12 protein-coding genes are annotated in these 13032 nt (G+C 69.1%); 1 reads left to right on the plus strand and 11 read right to left on the minus strand.

Annotation, left to right across the window (positions count from 1 at the left end):
• Positions 1-13: 13 nt before the first annotated feature.
• The 8 genes from SPF06_RS07720 to SPF06_RS07755 are packed head-to-tail and all read right to left on the minus strand — an operon-like array spanning position 14 to position 8681.
• Positions 14-772 carry a sulfite exporter TauE/SafE family protein gene (locus SPF06_RS07720; protein WP_323278447.1) on the minus strand — a complete coding sequence of 253 codons (759 nt, stop codon included), beginning with the start codon at positions 770-772 and terminating at the stop codon, positions 14-16.
• Positions 773-781: 9 nt separating this feature from the next.
• The gene (locus SPF06_RS07725) at positions 782-1681 is read right to left on the minus strand and encodes an HpcH/HpaI aldolase/citrate lyase family protein (RefSeq protein ID WP_323278549.1); all 900 of its coding nucleotides are present in this window, start codon (positions 1679-1681) and stop codon (positions 782-784) included.
• 22 nt (positions 1682-1703) lie between these two features.
• Positions 1704-2216 carry a MaoC family dehydratase gene (locus SPF06_RS07730; protein WP_323278448.1) on the minus strand — a complete coding sequence of 171 codons (513 nt, stop codon included), beginning with the start codon at positions 2214-2216 and terminating at the stop codon, positions 1704-1706.
• On the minus strand, positions 2200-2895 hold the full coding sequence (locus tag SPF06_RS07735; protein WP_323278449.1) for a CoA transferase subunit B: 696 nt from the start codon (positions 2893-2895) through the stop codon (positions 2200-2202). Before SPF06_RS07735 ends, SPF06_RS07730 begins: the two co-directional genes overlap by 17 nt.
• A complete protein-coding gene (locus SPF06_RS07740) occupies positions 2895-3671 on the minus strand; it encodes a CoA transferase subunit A (RefSeq protein WP_323278450.1) in 777 nt (258 codons plus the stop codon). Before SPF06_RS07740 ends, SPF06_RS07735 begins: the two co-directional genes overlap by 1 nt.
• Before the next feature lie 56 nt (positions 3672-3727).
• Entirely contained in the window at positions 3728-4903 is a 1176-nt protein-coding gene (locus SPF06_RS07745) for an acyl-CoA dehydrogenase family protein (RefSeq protein WP_323278451.1), read from the minus strand.
• A gap of 9 nt (positions 4904-4912) precedes the next feature.
• The gene (locus SPF06_RS07750; protein WP_323278452.1) at positions 4913-7069 is read right to left on the minus strand and encodes an acetyl/propionyl/methylcrotonyl-CoA carboxylase subunit alpha; all 2157 of its coding nucleotides are present in this window, start codon (positions 7067-7069) and stop codon (positions 4913-4915) included.
• Between the two features lie 4 nt (positions 7070-7073).
• Positions 7074-8681 carry a carboxyl transferase domain-containing protein gene (locus tag SPF06_RS07755; RefSeq protein WP_323278453.1) on the minus strand — a complete coding sequence of 536 codons (1608 nt, stop codon included), beginning with the start codon at positions 8679-8681 and terminating at the stop codon, positions 7074-7076.
• A gap of 98 nt (positions 8682-8779) precedes the next feature.
• On the opposite strand from SPF06_RS07755, the gene SPF06_RS07760 reads away from it, so the two are divergent.
• Positions 8780-9415: a TetR/AcrR family transcriptional regulator gene (locus SPF06_RS07760; RefSeq protein ID WP_323278454.1), complete on the plus strand. Its 636-nt coding sequence runs from the start codon at positions 8780-8782 to the stop codon at positions 9413-9415.
• A gap of 39 nt (positions 9416-9454) precedes the next feature.
• Here the strand turns inward: SPF06_RS07760 and SPF06_RS07765 are convergent, their stop codons facing one another.
• The 3 genes from SPF06_RS07765 to pdhA are packed head-to-tail and all read right to left on the minus strand — an operon-like array spanning position 9455 to position 12992.
• A complete protein-coding gene (locus SPF06_RS07765; RefSeq protein WP_323278455.1) occupies positions 9455-10792 on the minus strand; it encodes a dihydrolipoamide acetyltransferase family protein in 1338 nt (445 codons plus the stop codon).
• Complete coding sequence (locus SPF06_RS07770; RefSeq protein ID WP_323278456.1) at positions 10789-11826, minus strand: alpha-ketoacid dehydrogenase subunit beta; 1038 nt, start codon at positions 11824-11826, stop codon at positions 10789-10791. Before SPF06_RS07770 ends, SPF06_RS07765 begins: the two co-directional genes overlap by 4 nt.
• Positions 11826-12992, minus strand: coding sequence for a pyruvate dehydrogenase (acetyl-transferring) E1 component subunit alpha (gene pdhA / locus SPF06_RS07775; RefSeq protein WP_428985728.1), 1167 nt, complete (start codon positions 12990-12992; stop codon positions 11826-11828). Before pdhA ends, SPF06_RS07770 begins: the two co-directional genes overlap by 1 nt.
• Positions 12993-13032: the final 40 nt, after the last annotated feature.

The following is a 13032-nucleotide window of genomic DNA, read 5'->3' on the forward strand; positions in this document are numbered from 1 at the left end:
TGTCCACGGGCTTTTATGCCACGAGGTGGCTGATCCCGTTCACGATCGCGAGGGCAGCGCCTCCGTAGGCGATCGCGATGACAACTCGCCGCACCGTATCTCCGGCGACGCGCCGCGCGAGAAGGTCGCCGACCACAATGCCAATGAGCATGCATCCGAGCACGAGCAGCCACTGCCACAGCTCAAGCGCTGGCCAATGGCCGCCGGTCGCGGCAACTTTGGCTAGCAGTGACGTCGTGCCGGTGGTGATGAAGTACGGCTGAAGGGTGGCCCCAAATCGGCGCTGGTCCCACTTGCTCAGCACCGCATACGCCGTGACGGCGGGCCCACCGACTGCCGCGGCCGCGTTCATGAGTCCGCTCGCGAAGCCGCTCACGGAGATGGCCTTGAAGCCGTCAACCGCGGCCGAGTCAGCGGTGTTCCTCGCGCGGGCGACGAGCTGCGACACCACGAGCCCCAACACGAGAACCAGTCCAATGCCGATCTCGAGAGGAGCCGGCGGAACATGGCTTGCGAGGAAGGCGCCGATGGCGATCCCCGCGAATCCGGGCACGATCAGACCAACGTACTTTCTCCACTCCACGTCCCTCCACACTCGGGAGAGGATCAGCAGGGACGACGATGCGCCGCACGCGTTGACGATCATGACGCCGTCGAGCGGCCCGAGCAGCACGACGAGCATCGGCGAGACCATGAGGCCGAACCCCAGCCCGGCAACGCGCTGCGCCATGGCCCCAACAACGACGGCGAGCAGGACCACGGCAAACAGCACGCCAGAATCCTATATCCGATATGTCGAGGGGTTCTCCCCTGCCCTCCGCAGGACCGCCTCGGCGTGGCGCAGGATGGGGCCGTCGATCATCCGCCCCTCATACTGGAAGACGCCAGTCCCCGCATCCTCCGCGGCGGCGATGAGGTCCCGCGCCGCGGCCACGGCTTGAGGCGTGGGGGCGTAGGCCGCCCGCACGGGCGAGACCTGATTCGGATGGATGCACGCCTTTGCTGCGAAGCCCGAGGCGGCGGCGTCGACCGCTTCGAGAGCGAGACCCTCAAGATCCGGAATCGCCGTGTAGACGGCATCGATCGCGGCCTTGCCTCTGGCGCCCGCCGCCAAGAGGACACTCGAGCGAGCATGCAGCGCCACCGCCCGGTATTGACCAGCGCGAGCCGCCGTCTCACCGTCGCGCGGCAGTTCGTCGTCGTTCATTCGGCTCGATGTCCCTCCCAGGGAGGCGACGAGATCCTCGGCACCCCACATGAGGGCGACGACGTTGGGCTCCGCCGCGATCGCCACGGCATTGACGATCCCGAGCGCCGTCTCACACAGGGCGATGACGTTGAGCCCCGGATCTGAAGCGGCTAGTCTCCGAAGCTGCCCGGGATCCTCGGCCTTGGCCAGCATGACGGTGCGGTATGGCGTCATGCTGATGGCCGCGAGGTCGAGGTCGAAGTCCGAGCTCGGCTCCGGCGCACTCGGTTCCCCCGCCTTGGGACCAGCGTTGATGCGCACGATGGTCCTGGCCGGGTCAAGCGGTGTCTCTGCGAGGTTCCGGCGCGCGACCTCCTTCGCGTCGGGGGCAACGGCGTCCTCAAGGTCGAGGATGACGGCGTCGGCGCGCTCTGCGGCTTTGGCGAATCGCTCGGGCCGGTCGGCTGGGCAGAACAGGAGGGCGGGACCCATATCGAAGGTCCCGGTCGCGGGTTCAGTCACGGTGGTGTGCGTCCTTGGTCCACATGAGGCACGAGCGCTTTGCCCGTGCCACGATGACGCCGTCCTGATTGCGGCCCGTGTGCTCCATCGTCACGATCCCTTGGCCAGGGCGCGATGAGGAAAGGCGCTTCTCGACGACGACCGTCTCGGTGTAGAGCGTATCGCCATGAAAGAGAGGGTGCGGGAAGGAGACGTCCGTGAGGCCGAGCTGGGCGACGATCGTCCCCTGGGTCAGCTGCGCGACAGACTGGCCGACGAGGGTCGCGAGCGTGAACATCGAGTTGACGAGCCGCTGCCCGAAGGGCTGGCCTGCGCTCCAGGCCGCGTCAAGGTGAAGGGCCTGCGTGTTCATCGTGAGGGCCGTGAAGAAGACATTGTCCGCCTCGGTCACCGTGCGGCCGGGGCGGTGGGCGTAGACGACGCCTTCCTCGAGCTCGTCATAGTAGAGCCCCCGCTGCTCGACAATCCGCGGTCCATCCGCCTCGGGCTCAGGGCTCGTTGTCATGGATCTCGACCTCGAGCTCCGCGGCGGTCTTGGCGATCACCTCGTCCTCTGTGACCCCGGGCGCGAGCTCCCGGAGCACGAGCACGGGGCCCACCGGCGGCTCGAAGCCCGCCCCTACGAGGCCCTCGCCATCGCGGACGACGTCGATCACGCCGAGGTCGGTGATGATGCGGTCCACGCAGCCGCGGCCCGTAATGGGAAGCGTGCATTCGGGCAGGATCTTCGGGTTCCCGTTCTTGTCCGTGTGGTCCATCATGACGATGACCCGCTTCGCCCCGAAGACGAGGTCCATCGCGCCGCCCATGCCCTTGACCATCTTGCCGGGGATCATCCAGTTCGCGAGGTCACCGTTCTGGGAGACCTCCATCGCGCCGAGAACCGCGACATCCACGTGGCCGCCTCTGATCATGCCGAATGACGTGGCGGAGTCGAAGAACGCGGCTCCCTTCTTGACCGTCACGGTCTCCTTTCCGGCGTTGATGAGGTCCGGGTCCACATGCTCCTCGTCCGGATACGGGCCTGTCCCGAGGATGCCGTTCTCGGAATGGAGCACGACCTCGACGCCCGCCGGGATGTAGTTCGGGATGAGCGTCGGCATGCCGATCCCGAGGTTCACGTACTGGCCGTTGGAGAGCTCCTGGGCGACACGCGCCGCCAGCTCGTAGCGATTCCAGGGCATTACTGGGCCCCCTTCTTCTCGGCAACCGTCCTCTTCTCGATCCTCTTCTCCCCGAGGGCGCTCTCGGACGGGACATGCACCACGCGCTGCACGAAGATTCCCGGCGTGTGGATGCGCTCGGGATCGAGTTCGCCCGGCTCGACGAGCTCTTCGACCTCGGCGATCGTGATCCGCCCGGCCATGGCGCACAGGGGGTTGAAGTTCATCGCCGTCTCGTGGAACACGAGGTTCCCGTGCCGGTCGCCGCGCAGCGCGTGCACGAGGCCGAAGTCCGGGGTGAGCGACTCCTCGAGCACGTACTCCTTCCCGTTGAAGGCGCGCACCTCCTTGGGCGAGGAGGCCTTCACGACGTTCCCTCCGGCGTCGTACTTCTGCGGGAGGCCGCCCTCGGAGACTTGGGTGCCGACTCCTGCGGCGGTGTAGAAGGCGGGGATACCCGCTCCTCCGGCCCGGAGCTTCTCGGCGAGCGTTCCCTGCGGCGTGAGGACCACCTCGAGCTCGCCCGCCAGGAACTGCCGCGCAAACTCCTTGTTCTCCCCAACGTAGGAGCTCACGGTGCGGCGGATGCGCCCGGCGGCGAGAAGGAGCCCGAGGCCCCAGTCGTCGACGCCGCAGTTGTTGCTGATCGTCTCGAGGTCGGTCGTGCCTTGGCGCAACAGGGCGTCGATGAGCCCGACCGGGATGCCGCACAGGCCGAAGCCGCCGACGGCGAGCGAGGCGCCGTCCGGGATGTCCGCCACCGCTTCCTCGACGCTGGCCACCACTTTGTCGATCACAGAACCTCCCCGTCATTCCACACTGCGTTGCCCGAGCTCATCCTGCGTGACCTACGCTACAACCCGAGTTCCCGCGCGATCAGCATGAGCTGAACCTCAGTAGTTCCCTCGCCCACTTCGAGGATCTTCGAGTCGCGGTAGTGGCGCGCCACGGTGAACTCGTTGATGAAGCCGTAGCCGCCGAAGACCTGCGTCGCGTCGCGTGCGTTGTCCATTGCGGCCTCGCCGGCGACCATCTTGGCGATCGCGGCCTCGGTCTTGAAGGGCTTCCCTGCGAGCATGCGCGCGGCGGCGTCGTAGTAGGCGAGGCGCGCGGTGTGGGCGCGGGCCTGCATTCGGGCGATCTTGAACTGGATCGCCTGGTACTTGCCGATGTACGACCCGAACGCGCTGCGCTCCTTCGCGTATTTGACGGACAGGTCGACGCAGCCCTGAGCCGCGCCCGTGGCGAGCGCGGCGATCGCGATGCGGCCTTCGTCGAGGATAGAAAGGAAATTCGCGTACCCCCGGCCGCGAACGCCGAGCAGGTTCTCCTCCGGCACGCGCGCGTCCTTGAAGGACAGCGGATGCGTGTCGGAGGCGTTCCAGCCAACCTTGTTGTACGGCTTCTCGGCCCGGAAACCGGAGGTGCCCGCGGGGACGATGATCGTGGAGATCTCCTTGCGCGTGGTTCCGTCCGGCCGGTTCTCGGTGCCCGTCACCGCGGTCACTGTCACGAACTTCGTGATGTCCGTGCCCGAATTCGTGATGAATTCCTTCGAGCCGTTGATGACCCACTCGCGCCCATGGGTGGTCTCCTCGAGCCGTGCATTGGTCTTCGTTCCTCCTGCGTCCGATCCCGCTTCGGGTTCCGTGAGGCCGAAGCCCGCGAGCGCCCGACCCGAAGCAAGGTCGGGGAGCCACTTCTGCTTCTGCTCTTCGGTGCCGAAACGGTAGACCGGCATGGCGCCGAGCGAGACGCCGGCCTCGAGCGTGATCGCGACGGACTGGTCCACCCGGCCGAGCTGCTCGAGGGCAAGTGCGAGGGCGAAGTAGTCACCGCCCATCCCGCCGTACTCCTCGGGGAACGGCAGTCCGAAGAGGCCCAGCTCCCCCATGCGGGCCACGATCTCATAGGGGAAGCTGTGCTCCTCGTCGTGCTGCTGCGAGACGGGGGCCACGACCTCGTCGGCAAACTCGCGGACGGTGTCGCTCAGTTCCCGGTATTCGTCGGCGAGCTGGAAATCGACCATCGGGGTTCCTCAATCTTCTGTCGGGTCTGCGGGAGTCACGGTCGCGACGAGGTGATCGGCACGGACGAATGAGCCGAGGCCAACATGGAGCTGGACCGTCCCGGCGAGCGGCGCGACGAGCTCGTGCTCCATCTTCATAGCCTCGACGCTCACGAGCGGCTGGCCGGCCTCGACGGCCTGCCCCGGTTCGACCGCGACCGAGACGACCGTCCCCGGCATGGGCGACCGAACGTCGGGAGATGCCTCGCCGGCGCCGTCGAGGGCCGCGCGGCGGGCCCCGTCGAGCACTCGCTCGAGGCGCTGCGCGCGGTTGAGCACAGGCAGCGCCACCGACCATCCGCCTTCGCCGAGGTACACCGTCCGCTCGGTCGGGCCGGGTGGGCGGGACGAGCTGACAGCCCACGCATAAGTGCGCGGCCCGCCGTCGTGATGAGAGTCGCCGTCGAGGTGGAGGACCAGGCTGCGTCCGACGACGGCGATGCTCCCCTTGCGCTCGGGGCCGTTGCCGAGGCTGACCGCGAAGCCTGGGCCAGACGCGAGATCCGCGACGCGGACGGTCGCGATGCCGCCGTCCGGGGTGCCGAGCGTGACCCGCCGGGGCACCGCGGCGCCGAGGCGCCACGCGTCGCTCCGCCATGGCCCCTCATGGGACGCCGCGGGCCCGGGCTCCCGCACGTGCTCGGCCAGCATCGCGGCGGCGATGAGCTCGGGCTCACCGACCGCGCGAAAGTCGAGATGGTCGAGCCGGCGCTCGATGAGCGTCGTGTCGAGGTGGCCCGCGCGGACGTCCGGGTCCGCGAGCAGGAGCCTCAGGTATTCGATGTTGGTCGAGACGCCCAGGACCGTGTAGGCCGCGAGCGCGGCGTCGAGCGTTGCGAGGGCCGACGCGCGGTCCGGGCCCCACGCGATGGCCTTCGCGAGCAGGGGATCGTACGAGGAGCCGATCTCGAGCCCCTCCGCGAGGGCGCTGTCGACCCGCACGTCCCGCCCCGCGGGTCTCTCCCGCGCGAACCCGCCGCCGGCCGGCTCCGAGAGGAGTTCGATCCGTCCGGTCGCCGGAAGGAACTCGCGCCGGCCCCCAGCGGTCTCGACGAGCGCCTCGGCGTAGATGCGGGCCTCGACCGCGTGGCCGTCGAGCCGCACGTCTTCCTGCCGGAGCGCAAGCCGCTCCCCCGCGGCGATGCGCAGCTGCTGCTCGACGAGATCGACGCCCGTGACCATCTCGGTCACGGGGTGTTCAACCTGGAGGCGTGTGTTCATCTCCATGAAGAAGAACTCGTCCGGGGCGTCATCGCTCACGAGGAACTCGACCGTTCCGGCCCCCGTGTAGCCGACGCTCCGGGCCGCGTCACACGCGGCCTGCCCCATGCGCTCGCGGATCGCGCCGTCGGGCAGGGCGTCGAACAGCGGCGACGGCGCCTCTTCGATGACCTTCTGGTGGCGCCGCTGGAGCGAGCATTCGCGTTCCCCGAGGTGGATCGTGGCTCCAAACTGGTCCGCGAGGACCTGCACCTCGATGTGCCGGGGCGCGCGGATGAGCCGTTCAAGGAACAGCGTGTCGTCGCCAAACGCTGCAGAGGCGATGCGCCGCGCCGTCGCGAGTGCGCCGGCGAGCTGCTCCGGCGACTCGACCGCCTGCATCCCCTTGCCGCCGCCCCCGGCGGAGGGCTTGATGAGCAGCGGGTACCCCACGCCGTCGGCCGCTTCGATGAGCTCCTTGTCGGTGAGCCCCGGCCGGGCAATTCCGGGGACCACGGGCACCCCGTACCCGGCCACGTGGTTCTTGGCCCGGATCTTGTCTCCCATGACCGAGAGGGCCTCGACGCCTGGGCCGACGAAGACGAGGCCACCGGCCTCGAGCGCTCGTGCGAAGGCCTCGTTCTCGCTCAGGAAGCCGTAGCCCGGGTGCACCGCGTCGGCCCCCGTCGCGCGGCACGCGCCGAGGATCGCGTCGAGGTTCAGATAGCTCTCGCTCGCGGCGGCTGGTCCGATGCGCACGGCCTCGGCGGCTTCGCGCACGTGGCGCGCCCCGGCGTCGGCATCGCTGTAGACGGCGACGGAGGGGATGCCGAGCCGGCGGAGCGTGCGGATCACGCGGCACGCGATCTCGCCGCGGTTGGCGACGAGTACCTTGCTGAAGAGCGGGTCCTTCGCGAACAGGGTCATCTCCTCACATCCTGAAGACGCCGAAGGACGTCTCTGGCAGTGGGGCCCGGGCGACGACGTCGAGGGCCATGCCGAGCACCCTGCGGGTGTCGGCCGGGTCGATGATGCCGTCGTCCCAGAGCCGCGCCGTCGAATAGTAGGGACTCCCCTGGGCCTCGTACTGGGCCCTGATCGGCGTTTTGAACTCCTCCTCAGCCTCGGGCGGCCACTGCTCGCCGTGCGCTTCGAGCTGTTCGCGCTTGACCGTCGCGAGGACGCTCGCGGCCTGGCTGCCGCCCATGACCGAGATGCGGCTCGCGGGCCACATCCAGAGGAAGCGCGGCGAGTAGGCTCGCCCGCACATCGAATAGTTGCCCGCGCCGAAGGACCCGCCGATGACGACGGTGAGCTTGGGGACGCGCGTCGTCGCAACGGCGGTGACCATCTTCGCGCCGTGCTTCGCGATTCCGCCGTGCTCATCGTCGCGGCCCACCATGAAGCCCGAGATGTTCTGCAGGAAGACGAGCGGAACGCCGCGCTGGTCGCACAGCTCGATGAAGTGGGCACCTTTCATCGCGGATTCCGAGAAGAGGACGCCGTTGTTCGCGACGATCCCGACCGGATGGCCGTGAATCCGCGCGAAGCCAGTGACGAGGGTCGAGCCGTAGTCCTTCTTGAATTCCTGGAACTCGCTCGCGTCGACGAGCCGGGCGATGACCTCGCGGACGTCGTACTTCGCGTTGACATCCGTGGGCACGGTGCCGTAGAGCTCGGAGGGGTCGACGGCGGGAGGTGGCGCGGGCGCGACGTGCCACGCCGGCGCGAGCGGCGGCGGAAGCGTCTCGATGATGTTCCGCACGATCTCCAGCGCGTGCTCGTCGTTTTCCGCGAGATGGTCCACGACGCCCGAGATCTTCGCGTGGACCTCTCCCCCTCCGAGCTCCTCTGCCGTGACGATCTCCCCGATCGCGGCCTTCACGAGCGGCGGGCCGCCGAGGAAGATCGTGCCCTGGTTGCGTACGATCACGGTCTCGTCGCTCATCGCGGGCACGTAGGCGCCGCCGGCGGTGCACGAGCCGAGGACGGCCGCGATCTGCGGGATCTTCGCCGCGGACATGCGGGCCTGGTTGTAGAAGATCCGGCCGAAGTGCTCGCGATCCGGGAAGACCTCGTCCTGCCGCGGGAGGAACGCGCCGCCCGAGTCGACGAGGTAGACGCACGGGAGGCGGTTCTCGAGAGCGATCTCCTGAGCGCGGAGGTGCTTCTTGACGGTCATGGGGTAATACGTCCCGCCCTTGACCGTGGCGTCGTTCGAGATGACGAGCACGTGGCGCCCGTGGACGAGGCCGATGCCGGCGATGATGCCCGCTCCCGGGCTCTCGTCGCCGTACATGCCGTTCGCGGCGAGGGGCGCGATCTCAAGGAAGGGCGACCCTTCGTCGAGCAGCACGTCGATGCGCTCGCGCGGCAGGAGCTTCCCGCGCCCCACGTGCCGCTCGCGCGAGCGGGGCGGGCCCCCGAGCGCCGTGGCGGCGAGACGCTCGGCGAGCTCGGCGGCTAGCGCGCGCTGGCCGGCGTCGTTCTCCGCGAACTGGGCGCTCGAGGGATCGACGCGGCTGAGCAGGGTCTCCATCGAACCTTCCCGTCCAGTTAATGGTGATTAACTGAATTCAAAGTTAGTCTTGATTAACTGTGATGTCCAGCCCCGGGCATCCAGCTTCAGGAGCCACGATGAGCGATGCATCCACGACACCCCGCAGCGAGGCCAAGGCCGTGCGCCGCCAGGCCCTGCTGGACGCCGCCGCCGGCCTCTTCGCGGCCCAGGGCTTTGCCGGCGTGTCCCTCGATGACCTCGGCTCGGCCGCGGGCGTGAGCGGCCCCGCGATCTACCGGCACTTTCCGGGCAAGCAGGCCGTGCTCGGCGCGCTGCTCGTCGGCGTGAGCGAGGAGCTCCTCGAGGGCGGGCAGCGCGTCGTCGCCGGTGCGGGCCACGACGGCGCAGGACGTGACGGCGCAGGAGATGACGGCGCGGTCCGCGCGCTCGTGGCGTTCCACGTGGACTTCGCGCTCACGAAGCCGGACGTCATCCGCGTTCAGGACCGCGACTTCACGAACCTCTCCGCCCAGGATCAGGCCGCCGTGCGTTCACTCCAGCTCCGCTACATCGACGTGTGGGCAGGCGCGCTCGCCCGCCTGCACGCCGACGCGCCGCCGGCGGAGCTCCGGCTGCGGGCACAGGCCGTCTTCGGGCTCATCAACTCGACGCCCCACTCGGTGGGTGCGCCCGGCCGCCGCACGAGCGAGCGGCGCGCACGGCGGATCCTCGAGTCGATGGCCCTCGCCGCCCTCGTAGCCCCCTCGCCTTAGATGCGCCTCACGCTAGAGCCGCCTCACGCTAGGGACGGCCTACACCATGGCCATGACCACGCCCGGATCCGTGAGGATCGCGCCCACGTCCGCGAGGAAGCGCGAAGCTTGCTCGCCGTCGACGAGGCGATGGTCGAACGAGAGGGAGAGCGTCAGGACATCGCGGAGCGCGATCTCCCCCCGGTGTTCCCACGGCAGGCGACGCACTTGGCCCATCGCGAGGATCGCGGCCTCGCCGGGATTGAGGATCGGCGTGCCCGCATCGATGCCGAACACGCCGATATTCGTGATCGTGATGGTCCCGCCCGTGAGGTCCGCCGGTCCGATGTGGCCCTCGCGGGCCGACCCTGCGAGCTCTGCGACGGCCTCGGCGAGCTCGGCGAGGCTCAGCGCGTCGGCGTCCTTGACGTTGGGCACCACGAGCCCGCGCGGGGTCGCCGCGGCGAAGCCCAGATTCACGTAGTGGTACTGGACGATCTCCTGGGCCGCCTCGTCCCAATGCGAATTGAGCGACGGGCTGCGGCGGAGGGCGATAAGCATGGCCTTCGCGACAATCGTCATCGGCGTGAGCTTGACGCCGGCGAAGGCCTTCGACTCCTTGAGCCGCGAGAGCAGCTCGGTCGTCGCCGTCGCGTCTACCGTGAGGAACTCGCTCGCGTGAGGCGCCGTGAACGCGCTCGCGACCATCGCCGCCGCGGTCTGCTTGCGCACCCCGCGGATCGGGGTGCGGGTTTCTCGCTCGCCCGCGGCCCGGGCCTCGATCTGCGGGGCCTCAATCTGCGGCACGGCCGAGGTGCCGACTTGGCCCAGGATGTCGTCGCGCGTCACGAGGCCCTTGGGTCCCGTGCCGTGGACGACGGCGAGATCCACCCCGAGGTCCTTCGCGAGCTTGCGCACGGGCGGGGTCGAGCGGGGACGATCCACGTCGGCCCGCACGTCGGCCGGGGGTTCAGCTCGCTCCTTGGAGCCGGCCACGCTGGCCCAGCTGCGGGCTTTGCGCGCGGGGCGGTCCGTTCCCTCGGGCATGGCACCGTACCCGACGAGGTTCGGCTCGCGCCTCGGCGCGGCGGTCCGCTCTGGACCGGCCCCGGCCACTTCGAACTCGGCGATGGGCGCCCCCACCGCGACGACCTCGCCCGGCTCCGCGAGCAGGGCGACCACCTTCCCCGTGTACGGGCTCGGGAGCTCGACGACGGCCTTCGCCGTCTCGACCTCGCCGATGACCTGATTGAGCTGGACGGCGTCCCCCACGGCCACGCGCCACGCGACGATCTCGGATTCGGTGAGCCCCTCCCCGAGATCGGGAAGCCGGAACTTCCGGGTCTCCACCGCCGCTTCCGGCGTGTGGGTTTCCGGCGTGTGGGCCTCCGCGCTCATTCGCCCTCCTCCGTGCCGCTCAGCGAGTTGGGCCGGCCGAGCGCGCGATCCACTCCGTCGAGGATCCGGTCCAGATCCGGGAGGTGGTAGAACTCGAGCTTCGAATGCGGATACGGGATGTCGAAGCCGGTGACTCGCACGGGCGCGTGCTCGAGGTAGTAGAAGCAGCGCTCGGCGATGCTGGCCGCGATTTCCGCTCCGAGGCCCGCCGTGCGGGCCGCCTCATGCGCAATCACGAGCCGGCCGGTCTTGCGCACGGACGCCTCGAGGGTCGCGTAGTCGATCGGAGACAGCGACCGCAGGTCGATCACCTCGACAGATACCCCCTCGTCCGACGCGGCGACCGCGGCGTCAAGGCACGTCTTGACGAGCGGGCCGTACCCGACGAGCGTCACATCGCTTCCCACGGCCGCGACCCTTGCGGAGTCCATCGGCAGCCCGCCGGGGCCTTCGAGGCCAACGGAGGCATCGACGTCGCCCTTGTCGTGGTAGCGCCGCTTGGGCTCGAGGAACACGACCGGGTCGTCGCACGCGACGGCCTGCTGGATCATCGCGTACGCGTCCTGGGGATTCGACGGCGCGATGACCCGCAGCCCCGCGGTGTGCACGAAGTACGCCTCGGGCGATTCGGAGTGGTGCTCGGGCGAGCCGATGCCGCCGCCGAACGGGATGCGCACCGTGATCGGGACCTTGACGCGGCCGAGGCTGCGGAAGTGGAGCTTGGCAACCTGCGAGACGATCTGGTCGAACGCGGGATACACGAAGCCGTCGAACTGGATCTCGACCACGGGACGATAGCCGCGGTAGGCCATGCCGATCGCGGTGCCCATGATGCCCGATTCAGCGAGCGGGGTGTCGATCACGCGGTGTGCCCCGAAGTCCTTCTGGAGCGCGTCGGTGACGCGGAAGACGCCGCCGAGCTTGCCGATGTCCTCCCCCATGAGCACGACGCGCGGATCGCGCTCCATCGCGCGGCGCAGCCCCGCGTTGAGGGCCTTCGCGAACGTCATCTGGGGCTCTGGCTGCTCAGTCATCAGTGGCCTCCTTCCGAGCCTGCGCTGGCGACATCATGGGACAGGCCGCCGTGGTAGCGCTCGAACTGGTCGCGCTGCCGGTCCAAGACGGAGTGGGGACCGGCGTAGACGTGCTCGAAGAGGGTCTCCGGGGCCGGGTCTGGCATGTGGATCGTCGCCTCGCGGAGCTCGGCCGCAACCGCATCCGCCTTCGCAGCGACCCGCGCGCGCAGATCGTCGTCGAGGATGCCGCGGCTCACGAGGTAGGCCTCGAACCGAGTGATCGGGTCGCGTTCCTTCCAATCTTCGAGCTCGTTCGGATCGCGATAGCGCGTGGGATCGTCCGCCGTCGTGTGCGGGCCCATGCGGTAGGTGACCGCCTCGATGTAGGAGGGGCCGTTGCCCGAGCGGGCCCGCTCGAGCGCTTCGCGCGTCGCCGCGAGGCATGCCAAGACGTCGTTGCCGTCGACGCGCACGCTGGGGATGCCGAAGCCGGGCGCGCGGCGGGCGATCGGCACGTGTGCCTGGATGCCGACGGGCTCCGAGATGGCCCATTGGTTGTTCTGGCAGAAGAACACGACGGGCGCCTGGTAGCTTGCCGCGAACACCATGGATTCGTTGACATCGCCCTGGCTCGTCGCGCCGTCGCCGAAGTAGGTCACGACGGCGGTCTCGGCTCCGTCGAAGAGGACGCCCATCGCGTAGCCGACGGCGTGCAGGGTCTGCGCGCCGATCACCACCTGGGAGGGTGCCATGTTGAGAGCGAAGGGGTCCCAGCCCGAATGCGCGTTGCCGCGCCATTGGCGCACGAGGTCGGGGAAGGGCGCGCCGCGCACGTAGGCGACACCGATTTCCCGGTAGCTCGGGAAGATGAAGTCGTCGGCGCCGATCGCGTGCGCCGAGCCGATCTGGGCGGCCTCCTGCCCCACGAACGGCGGCCACAGGCCGAGCTGCCCTTGGCGCTGCAGGGCGGTTCCCTCGGCGTCGATGCGGCGGGCCACCACCATGTCCTCGTAGAGCGAGGCGAGGAGCTGAGCGCCGCCCTCCCCGTCGAGGTCCTTGAGGTAGCGGTCGAAATGTTCGCTGGGATGCCGCTCGCCGGTGGGCGAGAGCAGCTGAATCGGCGATCCGTGGTCGCCGGCGGTCATCTGATAGCGCATCTGATATGTGGACACTTCGGTTCGCATCCCTATCTTCTCGCGGGAGGCCTGTAGGCCCCCGGGGGTT

The sequence above is a fragment of the Sinomonas terricola genome (assembly GCF_034931225.1).
GTDB classification, from domain to species: domain Bacteria; phylum Actinomycetota; class Actinomycetes; order Actinomycetales; family Micrococcaceae; genus Sinomonas; species Sinomonas terricola.

Excerpts from the sequence above, each read along its gene's own strand:
- SPF06_RS07725 (WP_323278549.1), bottom strand. The coding sequence starts at position 1,681 with ATGGGTCCCGCCCTCCTGTTCTGCCCAGCCGACCGGCCCGAGCGATTC.
- SPF06_RS07730 (WP_323278448.1), bottom strand. The coding sequence starts at position 2,216 with ATGACAACGAGCCCTGAGCCCGAGGCGGATGGACCGCGGATTGTCGAG.
- SPF06_RS07735 (WP_323278449.1), bottom strand. The coding sequence starts at position 2,895 with ATGCCCTGGAATCGCTACGAGCTGGCGGCGCGTGTCGCCCAGGAGCTC.
- SPF06_RS07745 (WP_323278451.1), bottom strand. The coding sequence starts at position 4,903 with ATGGTCGATTTCCAGCTCGCCGACGAATACCGGGAACTGAGCGACACC.
- SPF06_RS07750 (WP_323278452.1), bottom strand. The coding sequence starts at position 7,069 with ATGACCCTGTTCGCGAAGGACCCGCTCTTCAGCAAGGTACTCGTCGCC.
- SPF06_RS07755 (WP_323278453.1), bottom strand. The coding sequence starts at position 8,681 with ATGGAGACCCTGCTCAGCCGCGTCGATCCCTCGAGCGCCCAGTTCGCG.
- SPF06_RS07760 (WP_323278454.1), top strand. The coding sequence starts at position 8,780 with ATGAGCGATGCATCCACGACACCCCGCAGCGAGGCCAAGGCCGTGCGC.
- SPF06_RS07765 (WP_323278455.1), bottom strand. The coding sequence starts at position 10,792 with ATGAGCGCGGAGGCCCACACGCCGGAAACCCACACGCCGGAAGCGGCG.
- SPF06_RS07770 (WP_323278456.1), bottom strand. The coding sequence starts at position 11,826 with ATGACTGAGCAGCCAGAGCCCCAGATGACGTTCGCGAAGGCCCTCAAC.
- pdhA (WP_428985728.1), bottom strand. The coding sequence starts at position 12,992 with ATGCGAACCGAAGTGTCCACATATCAGATGCGCTATCAGATGACCGCC.